Source organism: Saccharothrix sp. S26, assembly GCF_021390395.1.
In the GTDB taxonomy this organism is placed as follows: Bacteria; Actinomycetota; Actinomycetes; order Mycobacteriales; family Pseudonocardiaceae; genus Actinosynnema.
The window spans coordinates 181,504-198,717 of sequence record NZ_JAJUWT010000018.1 but is presented as its reverse complement, the minus strand read 5'-3'; the positions used below and the strand labels follow the sequence as shown (position 1 = coordinate 198,717).

Here is a 17,214-nt window from a genome sequence, read left to right as displayed (position 1 = left end):
GATGGCCACCATGACGGCGGCGGCGGTCGCTGCAGGCGGTCTCGCGTTCGCCGGCCCGGTCCCAGCCGCCCAGGCCGAGCCTCGCCGCGACGTCGTACAGCAGAGCATCGACAAGCTCGTCGGTGTCGACCGGCACCCAGGAGCGCTGGCCGCAGTCCGGGACCGGCATGGCCGGACCCGCCACTACACGGCTGGGCGCGGTGACCTGCGGACCGGCGAGCAGGTGCCGGTGAACGGCAGGGTGAGGATCGGCAGCGCGAGCAAGATGTTCGCCTCCGTGGTCGTGCTGCAGCTCGTCGGGGAGGGCAGGCTGGAGCTCGACGCATCGATCGAGAAGTACCTGCCGGGCCTGGTGCGGGCCAAGGGCGTGGACGCCTCGAAGATCACGGTTCGCCAGCTGCTGCAGCACAACAGCGGCCTGCCGGACTACACCGAGTCGATGTTCGCGCCCTTGGGCGACTTCTTCCCGTACCGGCATGTCTACCTCGAACCGCGTGAACTGCTCGACCTGGCGAACGCCCGGGAGGACGGCCGGCCCGCCGGCAGCGGCTGGTCCTACAGCAACACGAACTACGTCCTGGTCGGCCTGATCGCGCAGCGGGTCACCGGTCGCCCGTTCAACGAACTGGTGACCACCAGGGTCATCGAGCGGATCGGTCTGCGCGACACGTACGCGCCCGAGGTCGGCGAGCAGGACATCCGTGGCCGACACCCCCAGGGCTACCAGCGCAACCCGACTACCAAGGAGCTGTTCGACTTCACCCGCATGGACCCGAGCTGGGGCTGGGCAGCCGGTCAGCTGGTCTCCACACCCGACGACCTCAACACCTTCCTACGCGCGCTGCTGGGTGGCGAGCTGCTCGATCGGGCCCAGCTGGCTCAGATGCGCACCACCATCCCGACGGACCCGGAGTCGGGCCAGGGCTACGGACTCGGCATCTTCAGCATGCCGTTGAGCTGTGGGAAAATCGCATGGGGCCACGGCGGCGACATCCCGGGCTACTCGACTCTCAACGCGACCACCGATGACGGTCGCGCGGCAACCCTCACGGTCACCTCGCTCAACGGATCGGTGACCGACAAGTCCGTCGCCGCGGACCGGGGCGCACTCATCGACGCCGCTCTCTGCGCGAACTGACCCCGGTAGAGAAGAGATAGCTTCCGCGCTTGGGAAGCCACACAACGGCAAGGGCTCGGGCGGGTGCTCAACGCATCCGCACCCGAGCCCTTGCCGTACGTGCGTTTCCACCGGGATCCGACCGGTCGGGGCGTCGACGGAGGTAGTGCTGGCTGTACCAGAGTTGTGCAGCGCGGGGGATCGTCGGGAGCCGGAGGCGCGGCAAAACTAGGGGTGTCAGTGCGAACCATCCAATTTGGAGAGTGTCTTTTGCTGAAAGGTCTGAGTCGCCCAGCCGGAACCAACCCGGGCCCAGCGCGTCGGCGCCGTCGTGCGGTCGTGGCGGCAATCGCGGCGGTGGCCGTTGCCGGTATCACGGTGACCTCGGTGGCCTCGGCGGATGCGTTGAAGGAGAAGTCGACGCCGGTTCATGACAAGTCGCTGCAGGCGGGCCTGGAGGAGTTGGTCAAGGACGGAACTCTGCCGGGGGCGCTGATGTCCGTGCGGAACCGGGACGGGCGGGTGGTGAACTACACTGCCGGAGTGGGGGACATTCGGACGAAGTCGAAGGTTCCGACGGACGGCTACGTGCGAATCGCCAGCAGCACCAAGATGTTCGTCGCGGTGGCGGCCCTGCAGCTGGCCGGCGATGGCAAGCTCTCGCTGGACGACACGGTCGAGAAGTACTTGCCCGGTGTGGTGCGGGGAACCGGTGCCGGTGCGGCGATCGACGGCCGGAACATCACGATCAGGCAGCTGTTGAACCACACCAGCGGCATGACCCGCGAGATGCCTCTCATTCCCGAGCAGGGGATCCTGCCGATCAGGGACAGGTACTTCGAGGCGAGGGAGCTGTTGGATGCCGCGCTGGCCAAGGCTCCCACGTTCGCTCCTGGACAGGACCGGGTGTGGATGTACAGCAACGCCGGGTACGTGCTGCTGGGTCTCGTGGTGCAGAAAGCGACTGGGCGACCGCTGGCCGAGGTGATCACGAACCAGGTCATCAACCGTGCCGGGCTGAAGAAGACGTACTATCCCGGACCGGGCGACCGCGACATCCGTGCGCCCCACCCGCAGGGTTACCTGTTCGCCAAAGACGATAAGGGCAACCCGATCCCCGGTGAGCTGGTCGACATCACCCGGTTCGACCCGTCGATCGCCGGTGCCGCAGGACAGATCATCGCGACCCCGAGTGATCTGAACAAGTTCATGGTCGCCCTTCAGGAGGGCCGACTGCTCAAGCCCCGTCAGCTGGCGGAGATGCGTCAGACGGTCGAGGCCCCCGGCTTTCCCGCGGGATGGCGCTACGGCCTGGGGACCATCGAGATGAAGCTCAGCTGCGGAGTCACCGCGTACGGCCACGGCGGCGACGCCGACGGCTTCCAGAGCCGCGCCGCGATCACCCCGGACGGCCGGGCGGTCACCGTCGTCGTGACGAACGACGACCTCGGGGTCGGGGCGCCGGAAGTTCTCGCCTTCTTCGACAAGGCCCTGTGCGCCACGAAGTGAAGCCGTTCGCTTGAACACCCTCACCGGCCGGTGCGATGGAGGAACCACCGCGCCAGCCGGTGAGCTTTGTCGGCACGACCCAACGATCTGACGATGCTCAGTCAGACCGGGACGACGCGCGTCGGCTCGACTCCTGCTCAGCTGCGACTCCGAACCGGTATTCGACGCGGATGCCTGTGCGTCAGTGTTCGTCCGAACACCGGCGCGTGCCGCTGTTCGGGAGGATCGTTCGGGTCTCAAGCGCATTGAGCCATGTAGCACCTACGGGAAAAGCCGGACGGTGGCCGAGTGGATCGAGGTCCAGCTCGTCCCGAAGGCGACACGATCACGGCTGCGCTTCATGCAGGACCAACCGCCGTCGAGCTGGTCGCAGAGGTGCCGAACACCGTTGTCGGCAAACACGACGTACACCTCAGGCGACCACTGCGAGAGCGTGCCTACGCCCACGGCAAACTTACCTTGCCTGCTGCGCGCACCGGTCTCGTACTCGGCGCTCGACGGCTTCTCGTTCGACGTGGTGGAACTGGAGACGACGGTGTTCGCGCCGCGCCAGGGAGATCGAGTCATCGAGATCGCCGTCGTGCGGCTAGGGCCCGACGGCGAATGGCTGGGGGGAGTGGAGCACGCTGGTCGACCCCAGGCGGTCGTCGGTGTACGGCATCACCGGATCCGATGTGCACGGATTGCTGTGCTTCGCGGACATGGTGGAGCTGGTCGCGGAGCAGTTGGACTGAGTGATCCTCGTCGCGCACAACGTGCCGTTCGAACAGGGGTTCTTCGAGACGGAGTTCCGGCGCGCCGGCAGGTCACTGCCAGTCGGCATTGGGGTCTGCACGCTCGAAGTGGACAGGCTGATCCACAACGCCGGACGCCGAAAGCTGCAGGAGCGTTGTGCGACGGCAGGTATCGATACCGACGGCCCCGCACACCGCGCCCCCGCCGACGCACGCACGACCGCAGACCTCCCGCGCACTACCTGCGCCGGCGACCGCCGGCAGGAATGACTCGGGACTGGTTGGTGCGGCGATCCGTCGCGTTCCCAGGGATGGTGCGACTGGATCTCGGCAATGGCAGGCGTGCCGCCTCGCGCGCATGAAGTGGATCGGAGATGCGCACGATGCAGCAGAACAAAACCTGTATCTGATCGCGGGGTTGGAGAAGGACCTGAGGCACAAGCCCGGCTACCAGCAGATCACGTACCGGGCGCTGCGGAGGGCGGCGAGGCGCACTGGCCCGGCGAGGGACGGCACCACGTCTGGGATACGAGCCCCCGACCGCAAACAACGCTAGGCGGGCCGCGGCGACAGGATCGGGTTCCGGCGGCCGCAAGTGGGCGTCAGCACGTATTTCCACGACGCCATGTGCGGACTGAGCCACCAGGACTGGGCGACCTGCGTCTGAGAAGGCCGTCCGTCACGATGCTGAACCGCGACGAGGAACGCAAACTCCGCGAGATCGAACGATCGCTGAAGCGCCAGGTCTCGAGTTCGTCCAGCGGATCACCGCTTCGGCAACCACGGCCTGTCGGTGTGGGCCGACAGGCCGTGGTTGTGGACGTGCTGATCGCCGTCCTGGGCGTGCTCAGCGCTCTCCGGTCAGTGGGCTGAGCGTTCTGCTGGCCGCGGTCGGCCGTGCCCTGCGCCTGGCAGCGGCGGCGTTGGAGGCACTTCCTCCGATGGATGACGACGGCCACCTGGACGTGACGCTTCACCACTCGCGCCCCGCCAAGACTCTCGATCATTGCGGGACAACCTTCAGGCGCGTTGGGCGACGTCTTGCGTCCAACGCAGCGGCTGTTGATGTTCGCGAGCCTGTCACACTGGCGTTCAACGAGGCGGATCAGTACGGCAAGGCAGCGTTCGACGCCGTCGATCCCTCCTGGCTGATCGGCTGGGCTGAGGTCGGTCCGGGTCTGCTTCAAGCGATCAACGTCGACCCTTCGGCATTGATCTCGAAATGGCTGTGTCTCTGGAGCATGAGGCCGCGAGGTACACGTAGGCACAACGACGGTTTCCGCCGCAGGCGACGAGCCACTGGTTGAGCAGCCGAGTCTGCGGTCAGCGCGCGGACGTCCTGCCGACGTGCATCTCGACCGCGCGGCAGGAAGACGCTGCAACATCGAACTGGTCACCACAGCCCGATATCGGCTGAGAACGCGGGTGCTCGGCTGAGCACCGGGGCAGCACCCGCCAGGCGGCTCCTCAAGATCATCCGTGCGGAGTGGACACGAGCCACCACCAGCCTTGAAACATCATGTCGCCGCCGTGGAGGATGCGCTGTCCATCCGCTTCCACCACCCAGCTCACCTGCCCGCCGAACAACAACCAACCCGACAAGATCATTCTATTAAGAGCTTCAAGGGGTTGCCGGTGCAGGAAACGCGTGTCGTGGCCGAAACGGTTGTAAGTCGTACAGGGCAGCGCAACCCATCAGATTGTGGAAATAGGAGCCGTGACGGGATCTCCACCATTGTTGTCCTGTGAAAACCCCACATCTCTGGTCATCCTCGGCCAGTCGTCATACGGACGGCCGGTCCGGCGAGGCTGGGCTTGAGGCGTTGCGCCCAGGGTCACCCGCTTGCCGTGCGGATGCTGCGCCGTTCGGTGGTCGATGACCTGCCTGTCGGACAGGACAGGGAACATTTCGAGCGTGAGTTCGACATCCTCCTGTCTGTGCAAGCCCAGCGCTGACGGAACTGGATCGGGCCGCCGCTCGCGTGAAGGCGCGTTCCGGGTCCGGTGAATCCGCGCCGTCGGGAGGTTCCATTTCCGGGCCACCGCCAACATTCGCACGATGACCACCATCTGAATAGCCACGACCGCCACGACCTCGGGGGACAGGTGCAGGGTGAAGCCGAGTCCTACGAGGATCCCACCACCGAACGCGGGCAGCGCGTAGATCTCCTTGTGCAGCATCGTCGGCACTCTCATGACCAGGACCTCGCGCATCAGGCCACCACCGACAGCGTTGATCATGCCGATGATGCCGGCCACGTAGACCGGCGTACCGTGCTCCATCGCCCTGGTCGCGCCGGTGATGGCGAACATGGCCAGTCCGACCGCGTCGCAGAATCGCAAGGGCATGTCGAACCGCCACAGTCGCGGGTACCAGAGGACCACAATCCCCGCTATCGCCAAGCTGGCCACGAAGTACCACGCGGTCAGCAACCCGATCGGTGGCTCGACCCCGAGGAGGATGTCCCGCAGTACGCCACCGCCGATCGCGGTGAGGATCGCCGCCGTGCCGATCCCGAACAGGTCCAGACGCGACCGTGCAGCATCCATGGCTCCCGCGAACGCGAAAGCCAAGATGCCCAAAACCTCCATGACCACGAACACAGCTTGACCCCAAGATGTCCGAGAATGTGGCAGTTACCGAAAGCAGGTGAAGGATCTGACGATGATCTCGTCATGCGCCAGCAGTGTGGCCACAGTGTGCATTCCTACGAGCAGCCCTCTGTGGGAAGGGGGGCTGGGCCACCTGAAGGTGCCTATTTGGGCCCACGCCCCGTTACCCGATCGAGCCGAACCGGGACAACGCGAGTACGAAGTAGACCACTACCCGCCGGGTCACGCCAAGCACCTCGTCCACCAGCGCAGACGCTTGTAGAGCAGGGATGCGATCATTCGGAGTTGTTCTCGGCGCAAGTACTTCACTGCTCCGCGGCGACGATAAGTTGTCGCGGAGCACGCGCTTCATTTCCGCGAGCCTCTAAGGTTCTTGCGGTAGCTGGAGAAAAGCGTGACACCGCTGGCGACGGCGACCATTCCGAAAGCGGCGCTGATGTAGGAGCTCAGGCCGAAGGCTTGAGTGGCGACGTTGGCCACGACGCTGCTGACCAGGAGCACTGCCAGCAGCGCTCGGCTGCGGGTGAGCGAGGAGTTCGGTTGCTTGTTCATGACGGAGAAGTTAGTTGTGTTCGCCAGTGCCGCCCATACCGCAGGCTTCCAGTTGTCAGGTAGAGCAGGCTGTACTCGTCCTCGTGAGCAGGTGCGATGGTTTCGGCTCAGATACCGGGGGAACGTCCGTGCAGCCGCCCTCGAACCGAGCCGGCCAGTCGAGGCCGCTGGGGATGACGTGTCACCCGGCGCCGGGTCGGCGGACGAACGTTCTGCGGGTCACGGTCTCGCCACAGCTGGACCTGCGAGATGTCGACGGTGGCGAGGGGGCCGATCCCGAGCAGGTCCTGCGGCACGTACCGCTGCCCGGGGTCGGCCTGGACCCAGGTCGCGCCGGCGTACAGGGCTCGGTCGGCGAGGCTGAGCAGCCTTTGGTGGCGGCCGTGCGCGACACGCGTTTCCTGGTGGCGGTCCTCGACCATGGTGCGCAGCTGACGGAAGTCGGTCGGCAGAGACCGCTCATCGCCAGGACCTCGCGCAGATGCTGCTTCACCTCTTCCAAGGTCGCCAACCGCGCCTTGCCCGAGGCAATGTCCGCGCGCCTCTTGCGCAGCTCGTCCATCTGCTGGTCGATGCGCCGGGCCTGCACCTCTCGGTCCGGGTTGGTCATATCGGCGAGGTGACGCACCCCGTGCGAGATCGACCCGAGGCGGGCGCCGCTGACGGTCAGATCGTGCTGCCTGCGACTCGGGACCACGTTGCCGCACACCGCCATGGCGTTCCCGCTGCGACATCCGGCCGTCGCGTCCGTGGTCACCGGGCTCGGCGCGGTCGACCACGTCCGTGCCACCGCGCAACGTGTCCGGGAGCCGGTGAAGGGCTTGACCCGTCCGGGCGTTCCGGGGAAGCGTGCCGATGTGCCAGTGCGCGCTTCCCCGGCACTTCACGCCGGACCGCGTGGATCGGTGGTCAGCCCGAGACCTGGACTTCGGCGAGGGAGAGCGGTCTGTCGGACCCGGTCAGTTGCACGCGCACGTAGCGTGCTTTCCGGCCGATCGGGATGGACAGCGTCGTGCTCACCGCCGTGCTCTCGAATCGGCTCCACACGCCACTTTGCGCTGCGGTGACCTGTGGGTCGTTCGACGTGAACGGCGTGTCGGAGGCGAACACGTAGAACTGCCGCAACCGATCGGCACAACAGTCCGTCCGGTTCCACAGCCTCACGGTGCTCACCTCGTGCGACGCGCCGAGGTCGACCTGCCACCACGGGTTCGCGTCCACCGGGTGCTCCGACGTGTGCGTCACCGAGCCGGACCAGAATGCCCCGTTCGTCACCCCGTCCACCGCGCGCCCGGCCACACCGCCGTATTCGGTGCTCGACTGACTGGCCGACGCGTTCAACGCGAGGTTGGTCGACTTCGTGCTCCCCGCGGCGCGGTAGGTGTGCCCAGCGGTGGCGGTGAAGGTGAAGCGATCGCCGTCGGCGGTCCCCGTGACCGGTTGTCCGGTCGTGGTGTCGGTCACGGTGTATCGGCCGGTGAAGATGCCGTTGCGCAGCGTCAGATTCCCGGTGTTCGCGGGCTTCGCGGTGATGTCGACGCTGTTCGCACTGCCCCAGGACACGCCCACCGTGACGTTGCCCCGCGCCTTCAAACCCGTGACCGAGCCGGTTTGCCAGCCGGCGGGTTTGGCGGGCAGGACGTGGACCTCGCCGTTGTGGCTCTGCAGCAGCATCTCGGTCATGCCCGCCGTGGCGCCGAAGTTGCCGTCGATCTGGAACGGTGGGTGGTTGTCGAGCAAGTTGGGCAGCGTGGACGACTTGAGCAGCTCGGAGACCATCTTGTGAGCGTGGTCGCCATCCAGCAGCCGCGCCCAGAAGTTGATTTTCCACGCCTTGCTCCACCCGGTGCCACCGTCACCGCGGTCGGCCAGCGTCGCCTTCGCGGCGTCACCGAACGCGGTCCCGGGCCGGATCTGGTGGCCGGGGTGCAGGCCGTAGAGGTGGGACACGTGCCGGTGACCGGACTCGCCCACGATGCTGTCGCTCTTCCACTCCTGGAGTCTGCCGCCGGTCCCGATGCGCAGACCGGGGTCCATCGCCCCGAGCTTGGACTGGAGCTCCGAACGGAATCCGGCGTCGACGCCCAGTTCGGCAGCCGCGGCGATGGTGTCGGTGAACAGACCCCACACGATCTGCTGGGCCATCGCGGCGCCCGCGGTGAAGGGACCGTGCTCGGGGGAGTAACTCGGCGTTGCGACGAGCTTGCCGTCGCGCGGGTCGGTGCGCAGGTTGGCGACCCAGAACTCGCTGGCGCCCTTGAGCAGCGGGTAGACGCGGTCCAGCGTGGCCCGGTCCTTGGTGAAGGTGTAGAGGTCGTACAGCTGGGAGGCCAGCCAACCGTTGGCCTCGGGGAACCAGAACGCGGTCGCCCAGTCGTGCACGCCGGTGAAGCCGAACGGGTTGGTCTCGTTGTGGACCACCCAGCCGGCGGTGCCGAACATGTTCCGCGCGCTGACCTCGCCGGGTGTCTGGAGCGCCTCGACGAACCGGAGGTACGGCTCGACTGTCTCCTGGAGGTTGGCCTGGCCAGCGGGCCAGTAGTTCATCTGGAGGTTGATGTTGGTGTGGTAGTCCGACGACCACGGCGCGTGGGTCCACTTGTTCCAGACGCCTTGGAGGTTCGCGGGTAGCGAGCCCGCGCGGGAGGAGGCGATCAGCAGGTAACGGCCGTACTGGTAGTACAACGCCTCCAAGGCCCGGTCGTCGGCCGAGCTGCCACCGGTGTAGGCGGCTCGCAGGTCGTCGGTCGGCTTGTTCGGCATCACCTGGCCGATGTCGAGCTTGACCCGGCTGAACAGCGACTTGTGGTCCGTCACGTGCTCCGAGTGCAGGGTCGCGTACGACTTGGCCGCCGCGGCGTCGACGGTCGCGGTGACCGCGCCGTGCGGGTCCGTTCCCCGGTAGGTGGGGTGGGTGTCGGCGTAGTTCGTGCCCGCGCCCAGGATGAACGTCGCGCTGTTCGCTCCGGCCACGGTCAGCGCGCCGCCGCTGCCCGTCACGGTCCCTCCGTCGGTGACGACCCGGATCTGCGACTCGAAGATCATCCCGTTGTCGGCCAAGGTGCCGCGGATCGTCAACCGACCGCCCGATGCCGTCGCGGTGAAGTCCGAGCGGGGCGAGGTGTAGCTCAAGGTGAAGGACGTCTTGCCCGGTTGGTCCGCCGTCAGGCGTCCGACCACCGCTTTGGCCGGGTAGCTGGCGAAGTACTCCCGGGAATACGTCACGCCGCCGTCGGTGTACCGGACCTTCGCGGTGCCGTGCCCGATGTTGAGCTCACGGCGGTAGCCGGTAGTGGTGCCGGACTGGCCGGCCATGTCCAGGCGCACGTCACCGAAGGTCTGGTAACTGCCGTAGCCGGACCTGGGTTGGCCGAGCTTGCCGGCCACCCACGTGGGGTCGGCCGAGCCGTCCCGGTCGATCGCGCCGACGACCTCCTCCAGCGCACCGGGACGCGGCTGCGTCCAGTTGCCGGAGTTTTACCCCGAGGCGCCGGGGCCGCCCGTCCACAGCGTCTTCTCGTTGAACTGCAACTGCTCCGACAGCACGCCGCCGAACACCATCGCGCCGAGCGACCCGTTGCCGATCGGCAACGCACGTGTCTCCCAGTCGTCGGCGGGCTCGTCGTACCACAGCGTGTTGCCGTCCGGCGCTTGCTGGGCCTGGGCCGCGGTGGGCCGGTCGGGCGACAGGCCCAACCCGGCAGCCACCACGGCGAGCGCGACGGCGGCCGCGAGTGATGATGTGGATGGCGATCTACGCATGGACACCCTCCATTGGGTGTTGTCTACAGATCTGTGGCCGGCACCGTCAGGGCAACCTGAGGCCGGGCGACCGGAAGCATAGATCCGATGTATGCCGTTCGTCACCCCTGAATCACACAGCGGGTGCGGAAGTTGGCCAGACGTGCCAGCTATAGCCACCACTGGGCTTTACCGTTGGACGGGAGCCCTCTAGGGGGCCGCGAGCCGACCGTGCGTAGTCGTCGAATCGGCATGCTTGGCCCGCGTGGGCCGGGGCGATCGATGGAAAGGGCTTCTGGTCGTCACTCGAGGTATCACGATCCGCGACTCGACCACCTGAGGCCCGCATCGTCGGTTCGGGCGGCGACTCGCTCATTCCTGCTGGCGCTGGGTCGAACATACATCCGATGTATGCGACGCTCCTCTGACGCGAACGTCTGCGGCGACGCCGGTCACGGGCCTGGCCCACGCGGTGGCGGTCTCGGCCTCCGCCAGCCCGCATCCCGCCTCGTCGGTCCCCGTTCCGCCGAGTTGGTCGGGCACCGGCCGCCCACCGATCAGGACGACCTACCCCGACAAACCCGTCACCGCCAAGGCCTTCGTGACCGAGGCCGGGCGCTCGGCGGGGCGGTTCGTGCTCTGGCGCCACGGCTCCCGCAGAACCGCCGCCAACCCGACCGCGAGCCTGCGCTCGCGCTTCCTTCCCTGCGGGTACGTCCGGCCAACCGCAACATCACCCGCGCCGCGCACGGCAGCCGGCCCGAGTGCCGGCTACTGGCCGGATGGCCCACCGATGAAACCGGCCAAGATGCGCTGGCGCGTCGAGCACGACCACCGCGAACTCAAGGACGGTCCCGGCCTGACCACTTCGAGGGTCGCTCCTGGCTGGGCCGGCACCGCCACGTCACCCTCGCCTCGGTCGCCCAGGCCATCTGCACCAAGCTGCGCCGCACCCCAAAAGCCCTGCGCAGGCCCGCCCCTTCAGGCCGTCCTGCGCCAACTCCAACATCTGCTCGCGGCCTGGACCGGTGTCTGCCACACCTGCAGACAACCCGTCCAGGCCACTACCACCCACAGAAACCGCAGGTCGACACCACCTGACGAAACCCTGCTAATCCTGTGCTTTGCCTCCGGTGATGCGGGACACGGCCAGGGCGATGAGGATGATGGTGCCGTTGAGGGCGCCGATCCACTGTGCGGGGACGCCGCCGAGGGTGAGCACGTTCTGGATCATGAACAGCAGCAGGATGCCGGTGAAGGCGCCGAACATCGTGCCCTTGCCGCCGTTGAGGCTGATGCCGCCGATGACGGCCGCGGCGAAGACGGTGAAGATGTAGCCGTTGCCCTGGCCGGAGGCGACCGAGGCGAGGCGGCCGGACAGCAGGAGGCCGCCGAGGGCGGCGAGCAGGCTGGCGGTGACGATGACGATCCAGAGCACCCGGTCGGTGCGGATGCCGGCTGCCTTGGCCGCGTCGACGTTGCCGCCGATCGCGTACAGGGATCGGCCGAAGGTGGTGAAGCCGAGGACCACGATGCCGATCGCGAAGAGGATCAGGCACAGCCAGACCGAGGCGGGCATGCCGAGCCATTGGGTGGTGCCGAGGTAGAGCATGGATTCGGGGAGGCGGAAGAACGTCTGGCCGCCGGAGATGCCGGTGAGGATGCCGCGCAGCACGATCAGCATGCCGAGCGTGACGATGAAGCCGTTGAGCCCGAACCGGATGATGAACAGCGCGTTGACGACGCCGACCAGGACGCCGACGGCCAACGTGATGGGCACCGACCAGCCGCCCGGCAGCAGGCCCAGTCCGTGGCCCGCGCCGACCGGGACGGTGAGCCATGCGGCGACCCCGGGTGCGAGGCCGACGGTGGACTCCAGGGAGAGGTCCATCTTCTTGACGATCAGGACCATCGTCTGGGCCAGGACCAGGACGGCGATCTCCGACATGGTCTGGAGGATGTTGATCAGGTTGTCGGCCTGGAGGAACACCGGGCTGACCAGTTGGCCGACGATCGCGATCACGATGATCGCCGGGATGAGCGCCAGGTCGCGCAGCCGGGCGAAGGCGATCCTCCGCTTGCCGGTGGACCGGGATGACGAGCCCTTCCCGGCGGTCCCGCCGGTCGAGCCGTTCCCGGTGACCGCGACGGCGGTCTTGCTCTCAGACATCGAGGTTCATTCCTTCCATCGCGGCCACGAGCTGGTGGTCGTGCCAACCGCCCGGTATCTCGGCGACCAATCGGCCCTGGAACACCACCAGGACGCGGTCGCACAGGCGCAGGTCGTCGAGTTCGTCGGAGGCGATGAGCACGCCGGTGCCGGATTCGGCGATCTGCTCGACCTTGCCCAGCAGGAATTCCTTGGACCGCACGTCGACGCCCGCGGTCGGGTTGATCAGCACCAGCAGCTTCGGGTCGTTGGCCAGCGCGCGTGCCGTCACGACCTTCTGCTGGTTGCCGCCGGACAGGCCGGAGACCGGCAGCTGCGGTCCCGGGGTCTTGATCGCGAGCTTGTCGATCATCGATCGGGCGAAGTGGTCGCGCCGGCGGCCGTCGATGAACCCGGCGCGGCCGAGCCGGTCCGGGATGGTGAGGGTGCCGTTGTCGGCGATGGACATGTCCGGCACGTAACCCTGGTGGTGGCGATCCTGGGGGACGAAACCCACACCGGCCGCCAACGCGGCCGGGACACTGCCCGGCCGCGGCCGGGCGCCCGCGATCTCGACGGTGCCGCCGGTGGCCGTCCGCAGTCCGACGACGGTTTCGGCGATCTCGATGCGGCCGCTGCTCGCCGCGCCGGCGAGACCGACGATCTCGCCGGCCCGGACGGTGAACGACACGTCGTCGTACACACCAGGGAGGGACAATCCGGCCACGTTGAGCACCTTGGCGGCGTGCGCCGATGGTCCTCGGCGCCGGCTGACGGCCTCCGCTGCGGCCTCACCGGTCATGGCGGCGACCAGTTCGGTGCGGGGCAGGTCGTCGACCGGGGCGGTGAGGATGTGCCGGGCGTCGCGGAACACCGTGACCGTGTCGCAGATCTCGTAGATCTCCTGCAGGTGGTGGCTGATGAACAGGAAGGTGACTCCCTGTTGCTGGAGGTCGGTGATGCGGGCGAACAGCCGGTTGATGGCGGCCGCGTCGAGCTGGGCTGTGGGCTCGTCGAGGATGATGAACCGGGCTCCGAACGACAGTGCCCTGGCGATCTCCACGAACTGCCGCTGTTCGACGTCGAGTTCTCGTGCGGGTGTGCGCACGTCGACGTCGACCGACCAGGTTTCCAGCAGGTCGCGTGCTTTGTCGCGCACCGCCTTCCAGCTGATCAGGCCACCGGGGCCGTGGTCGTGGCGGTTGAGGAAGAGGTTCTCCGCGACGGTCAGCTCGGGGATGATGGTCGACTTCTGGTAGACGCACGCCACCCGCTGCCGCCAGGTGTCGCGGTCGGCGAGCCGCGGCGCGGGCTCGCCGCCGAAGCTGACCTCACCCTCGTCCGGGGCTTGCAGGCCGGTGAGGATGGACACCAGTGTGGATTTGCCCGCGCCGTTGCGCCCGACCAACGCGTGGGTCTGCCCGGCTTCGATCCTGATGGAGGCGTCGTGCAGGGCCACTGTGGACCCGAACCGCTTGGTGATGCCCGTCGCCTCGGCGACGGGCGCGGCGGTAACCATCTCGGTGCTCGCCTTCCGATCAGAGGTGCTCGGTGCCCCAGAGGGACCTGTCGTCGGCCTTGAGGCTGGGAACGCCGTCGTAGGTGCCGCCGTCGGCGGTGACCAGGGGCGCGGAGAGCTGGTCCTCCAGCAGACCTTCACGGACCTGGATGATCGTGCTGTCGTGGTCGGTCTTGCCGGGCGCGAACGTCTTGCCGTCGATCGCGGCCTTCAGGTAGTGCAGCGCGTACTTGGCGTAGAGGTCGGCCGGCTGCGAGACGGTGGCGTCGATCTTGCCCTCGGCGATGTTGCGCAGCTCCTCGGGGATGCCGTCGTTGGAGACCACGAACACGTGCTTCGGGTCGTCCGGGCCGACCAGCAGGTTCTTCTGCTTGAGCACCTGGAGGGTGCCGGCGAGGGCGAAGCTGGACTGCATGTAGACGCCCTTGATGTCGGGGTGGGCGGTCAGGTCGGTCTGCAGCTTCTGCGCGGCGACCGCGCCGTCCCAGTTCGTGGCCTCGCCGAAGACCGTGATGTCGGGGTAGTTGGCCTTCATGCAGTCGTTGAACGCCTCGGTGCGGTCGCGGCCGTTGATCGAGGCGAGGTCGCCCTGCAACATCACGACCTTGCCCTTGCCGCCCAGCTTGGCGCCGAGGAACCGGCAGGCCTTCTCGCCGTACGCGCGGTTGTCGGCCCGCACCACCATGTAGACGTCGCCGGTGTCGGGCCGGGTGTCCACGGTGACCACCGGGATCTTCTTCGCTGACAGCTGCTCCAGCGTGGGCGCGATGGCCGCGGTGTCCTGCGGGGCCATCGCGACGCCCTTGACGCCCTGGCTGATCAAGGTCTGGATGTTGGCGGTGAGCTTGGCGACGTCGTTCTGCGAGTTGGTGGTCTTGAGGTCGAGCCCGAAGTCGGTGGCGAAGTCGGGGCTGTACTTGATGTAGGAGTTCCAGAAGTCGGTGTCGGAACGGGGGAAGTCGAGGCCGACCACGGGCTTGCCGTTCCCGGCGGACCCGGCGTCGGAACCGCCGCAGGCGGTGAGGGCTGCGGTGAGCGCGGCGACTGCGCCGAGGGCGGCGATGGTGCGGTTGGTGGTCTTCACGGCGGTTCTCCTAGCGACGTTGCTCTGGGAACTTGGGGGGATCAGGAGCGGGGACGGACGCGCAGTCCGCTCATGCCGCCGTCGACGGCGAGGTCGGTGCCCGTGGTCGAACCGGACAGCGGGCTGGCCAGGTAGGCGATGGCCGCGGCGACCTCGTCGGCGGTGACGAGGCGACCCATCGGCTGACGGGCGTTCAACGCGGCCCGTTCGGCTTCGGGGTCGTCGGCGCGGTCGAGCAGGCGGCCGATCCACGGGGTGTCGGCGGTGCCGGGGTTGACGCAGTTGACGCGGATGCCGTCGCGGACGAGGTCCGCGGCGGTGGCGCGGGTGAGGGCGAGCACCGCGCCCTTGGTGGAGGAGTACAGGACGCGGTCGGGCAGGCCGGCGGTCGCGGCGATGGAGCAGGTGTTGACGATCGCCGCGTGGCGGGACTCGCGCAGGTAGGGCAACGCGGCGCGGGTGGTGCGGACGATCCCGAACACGTTGACCTCGAACACCCGCCGCCACTCGTCGTCGGGGTTGTCCTCGATCGTGCCTTGGGCGCCGATGCCGGCGTTGTTGACCAGCACGTCGATGCCGCCGAGTCGCTGCGCGGCCTCCTCGACGGCGGCCCGGACCGCGACGTCGTCGGACACGTCCGCCCGGATCCCGATCAGCGGCTCGGGCACGCCGTCCGGTACCAGGTCCAGGCACGCGACCCGCGCGCCCCGGGAAGCCAGCAACAGGGCGGTGGCCAGGCCGATGCCGGACGCGCCGCCGGTGACCACGGCCGTCAGGCCGGTGAACTCGGGCGCGCTCATGCCGTGGCCTGCCGGTTCCACACGGGCCCGTCCGGGAAGCGGTGGGCGGCGACGGACTCGGGGTGCAGCTCGGCGCTGATGCCGGGTGCGGTCGGGGCGAGGTAGTGGCCGTCGCGGATGCGCACCGGGTCGGTGAAGTGCTCGTGCAGGTGGTCGACGTACTCGATCACGCGGTCCTCGGTGGTGCCGCTGACGGCCACGTAGTCGAACATCGCCAGGTGCTGGACCATCTCGCACAGCCCGACGCCGCCCGCGTGCGGGCAGACCGGGACGCCGAACTTGGCCGCCAGCAACAGGATGGCGACGTTCTCGGTGACGCCCGCCGTGCGGCTCGCGTCGAGTTGCAGGATGTCGAGCGCGCCCGCCTGGAGCAGTTGCTTGAACATCACCTGGTTGTGGGTGTGCTCGCCGGTGGCGACCTTCACGGGCGCGATCGCCCGCCGGATCGCGGCGTGGCCCAGGATGTCGTCGGGCGAGGTCGGTTCCTCGATCCAGTACGGGTCGTAGGGCAGCAGCGGGGTCATCCAGTCGATCGCCTGCCGCACGCCCCACGCCTGGTTGGCGTCGACCGCGATCCGGATGTCGGGTCCGACCGCCTCGCGGGCCAGCCGCAGGCGGCGCACGTCGTCGCCGGGGTCGGCGCCGACCTTGAGCTTGATCTGGGTGAAGCCGTCGGACACGGCCTCCTTCGACAGGCGCACGAGCTTCTCGTCGTCGTAGCCCAGCCACCCCGGTGTGGTGGTGTAGGCCGGGTAGCCGTGCCGCAGGAGGTGGGCCGTGCGCTCGGCGCGGCCCGGTTCGGCGCGGCGCAGGATGTCCAGCGCCTCGTCGCGGGTGAGGGCGTCTTCGAGGTAGCGGAAGTCCACCAGGTCGACCAACCGCTCGGGGGACAGCTCGGCGAGCAGTTGCCAGACCGGCTTGCCCTCGCGCCGCCCGTACAGGTCCCAGACGGCGTTGACGATGGCGGCGGCGGCCATGTGGATGGCGCCCTTCTCCGGGCCGAGCCACCGAAGCTGGCTGTCGCCGGTCAGGCGGCGCGAGAACGCCCCCAGGTCGGCCAGCACGTCGTCCACCGGCAGGCCGACGACCAACGGGGCCAGGGCGCGCACGGCGGCCACCTCGACCTCGTTGCCGCGCCCGACGGTGAAGGCGAGCCCGTGGCCCTCCGCGCCCTCGCTGGTCCGCAGGGTCACGTAGGCGGCGGAGTAGTCGGGTTCGGGGTTCATGGCGTCGGAGCCGTCGAGCTCGAGCGAGGTCGGGAACCGCACGTCGACCGCGTCGACGGCGGTGATCAGCTCAGTCATCGTGCCCGGCACTTCCGGCTCGAAAGCCTCGGCCTCGGGTCGAAGTCATCGCGACTACCCCTTCGTTGTGTGTCCATGACATGTCCGCGGTG

General features: G+C 68.1%; 14 protein-coding genes and 2 pseudogenes. 4 read left to right on the top strand and 12 right to left on the bottom strand.

Annotated elements, in window-relative coordinates; all coding sequences use genetic code 11:
* Positions 1-10 precede the first annotated feature (10 nt).
* Both LZG04_RS27845 and LZG04_RS27840 read left to right on the top strand, forming a co-directional pair.
* Positions 11-1,138, top strand: a complete 1,128-nt coding sequence (locus LZG04_RS27845; RefSeq protein WP_233822268.1) for a serine hydrolase — start codon at positions 11-13, stop codon at positions 1,136-1,138.
* A gap of 318 nt (positions 1,139-1,456) precedes the next feature.
* On the top strand, positions 1,457-2,626 hold the full coding sequence (locus LZG04_RS27840) for a serine hydrolase (RefSeq protein WP_233822266.1): 1,170 nt from the start codon (positions 1,457-1,459) through the stop codon (positions 2,624-2,626).
* A gap of 261 nt (positions 2,627-2,887) precedes the next feature.
* On the opposite strand, the gene LZG04_RS27835 is transcribed toward LZG04_RS27840, so the two are convergent.
* Positions 2,888-3,193 carry a hypothetical protein gene (locus LZG04_RS27835; protein ID WP_233822264.1) on the bottom strand — a complete coding sequence of 102 codons (306 nt, stop codon included), beginning with the start codon at positions 3,191-3,193 and terminating at the stop codon, positions 2,888-2,890.
* Between the two features lie 167 nt (positions 3,194-3,360).
* Between LZG04_RS27835 and LZG04_RS27830 the strand changes: the two genes are divergently transcribed.
* Complete coding sequence (locus LZG04_RS27830; RefSeq protein ID WP_233822262.1) at positions 3,361-3,630, top strand: exonuclease domain-containing protein; 270 nt, start codon at positions 3,361-3,363, stop codon at positions 3,628-3,630.
* A gap of 671 nt (positions 3,631-4,301) precedes the next feature.
* Positions 4,302-4,667 carry a hypothetical protein gene (locus LZG04_RS27825; RefSeq protein ID WP_233822260.1) on the top strand — a complete coding sequence of 122 codons (366 nt, stop codon included), beginning with the start codon at positions 4,302-4,304 and terminating at the stop codon, positions 4,665-4,667.
* A 388-nt stretch (positions 4,668-5,055) separates the two neighbouring features.
* On the opposite strand, the gene LZG04_RS27820 is transcribed toward LZG04_RS27825, so the two are convergent.
* From LZG04_RS27820 to LZG04_RS27775, 11 genes and pseudogenes are all read right to left on the bottom strand, one after another.
* On the bottom strand, positions 5,056-5,964 hold the full coding sequence (locus LZG04_RS27820; protein WP_233822258.1) for a trimeric intracellular cation channel family protein: 909 nt from the start codon (positions 5,962-5,964) through the stop codon (positions 5,056-5,058).
* Positions 5,965-6,321: 357 nt separating this feature from the next.
* Entirely contained in the window at positions 6,322-6,525 is a 204-nt protein-coding gene (locus LZG04_RS27815; protein ID WP_233822255.1) for a hypothetical protein, read from the bottom strand.
* Positions 6,526-6,632: 107 nt separating this feature from the next.
* Positions 6,633-6,947 carry a hypothetical protein gene (locus LZG04_RS27810; protein WP_233822253.1) on the bottom strand — a complete coding sequence of 105 codons (315 nt, stop codon included), beginning with the start codon at positions 6,945-6,947 and terminating at the stop codon, positions 6,633-6,635.
* A 50-nt stretch (positions 6,948-6,997) separates the two neighbouring features.
* Positions 6,998-7,240 (bottom strand): annotated as a pseudogene (locus tag LZG04_RS43115) (DUF3375 family protein); the annotation flags it as partial.
* 194 nt (positions 7,241-7,434) lie between these two features.
* Positions 7,435-8,199 carry a glycoside hydrolase family 95-like protein gene (locus tag LZG04_RS27805; RefSeq protein WP_233822324.1) on the bottom strand — a complete coding sequence of 255 codons (765 nt, stop codon included), beginning with the start codon at positions 8,197-8,199 and terminating at the stop codon, positions 7,435-7,437.
* 6 nt (positions 8,200-8,205) lie between these two features.
* Positions 8,206-10,287, bottom strand: a pseudogene (locus tag LZG04_RS43110) (glycoside hydrolase N-terminal domain-containing protein); the annotation flags it as partial.
* Between the two features lie 1,090 nt (positions 10,288-11,377).
* Positions 11,378-12,436 (bottom strand): ABC transporter permease, encoded by a 1,059-nt coding sequence (locus tag LZG04_RS27795; RefSeq protein ID WP_233822251.1) that lies wholly within the window; start codon positions 12,434-12,436, stop codon positions 11,378-11,380.
* Positions 12,429-13,934 (bottom strand): sugar ABC transporter ATP-binding protein, encoded by a 1,506-nt coding sequence (locus tag LZG04_RS27790; RefSeq protein WP_233822249.1) that lies wholly within the window; start codon positions 13,932-13,934, stop codon positions 12,429-12,431. Before LZG04_RS27790 ends, LZG04_RS27795 begins: the two co-directional genes overlap by 8 nt.
* 19 nt (positions 13,935-13,953) lie before the next feature.
* Positions 13,954-15,018: a sugar ABC transporter substrate-binding protein gene (locus LZG04_RS27785; protein WP_233822247.1), complete on the bottom strand. Its 1,065-nt coding sequence runs from the start codon at positions 15,016-15,018 to the stop codon at positions 13,954-13,956.
* Positions 15,019-15,059: 41 nt separating this feature from the next.
* Positions 15,060-15,818: an SDR family NAD(P)-dependent oxidoreductase gene (locus tag LZG04_RS27780; protein WP_233822245.1), complete on the bottom strand. Its 759-nt coding sequence runs from the start codon at positions 15,816-15,818 to the stop codon at positions 15,060-15,062.
* Entirely contained in the window at positions 15,815-17,122 is a 1,308-nt protein-coding gene (locus LZG04_RS27775; RefSeq protein ID WP_233822243.1) for an L-fuconate dehydratase, read from the bottom strand. Before LZG04_RS27775 ends, LZG04_RS27780 begins: the two co-directional genes overlap by 4 nt.
* Positions 17,123-17,214: the final 92 nt, after the last annotated feature.

What these genes read in the sequence shown, in the direction of transcription:
- LZG04_RS27845 (WP_233822268.1), top strand. Translation starts at nt 11, where the DNA reads ATGACGGCGGCGGCGGTCGCTGCAGGCGGTCTCGCGTTCGCCGGCCCG.
- LZG04_RS27835 (WP_233822264.1), bottom strand. Translation starts at nt 3,193, where the DNA reads ATGACTCGATCTCCCTGGCGCGGCGCGAACACCGTCGTCTCCAGTTCC.
- LZG04_RS27825 (WP_233822260.1), top strand. Translation starts at nt 4,302, where the DNA reads ATGGATGACGACGGCCACCTGGACGTGACGCTTCACCACTCGCGCCCC.
- LZG04_RS27815 (WP_233822255.1), bottom strand. Translation starts at nt 6,525, where the DNA reads ATGAACAAGCAACCGAACTCCTCGCTCACCCGCAGCCGAGCGCTGCTG.
- LZG04_RS27810 (WP_233822253.1), bottom strand. Translation starts at nt 6,947, where the DNA reads ATGGTCGAGGACCGCCACCAGGAAACGCGTGTCGCGCACGGCCGCCAC.
- LZG04_RS27805 (WP_233822324.1), bottom strand. Translation starts at nt 8,199, where the DNA reads ATGCTGCTGCAGAGCCACAACGGCGAGGTCCACGTCCTGCCCGCCAAA.
- LZG04_RS27795 (WP_233822251.1), bottom strand. Translation starts at nt 12,436, where the DNA reads ATGTCTGAGAGCAAGACCGCCGTCGCGGTCACCGGGAACGGCTCGACC.
- LZG04_RS27790 (WP_233822249.1), bottom strand. Translation starts at nt 13,934, where the DNA reads ATGGTTACCGCCGCGCCCGTCGCCGAGGCGACGGGCATCACCAAGCGG.
- LZG04_RS27780 (WP_233822245.1), bottom strand. Translation starts at nt 15,818, where the DNA reads ATGAGCGCGCCCGAGTTCACCGGCCTGACGGCCGTGGTCACCGGCGGC.
- LZG04_RS27775 (WP_233822243.1), bottom strand. Translation starts at nt 17,122, where the DNA reads ATGACTGAGCTGATCACCGCCGTCGACGCGGTCGACGTGCGGTTCCCG.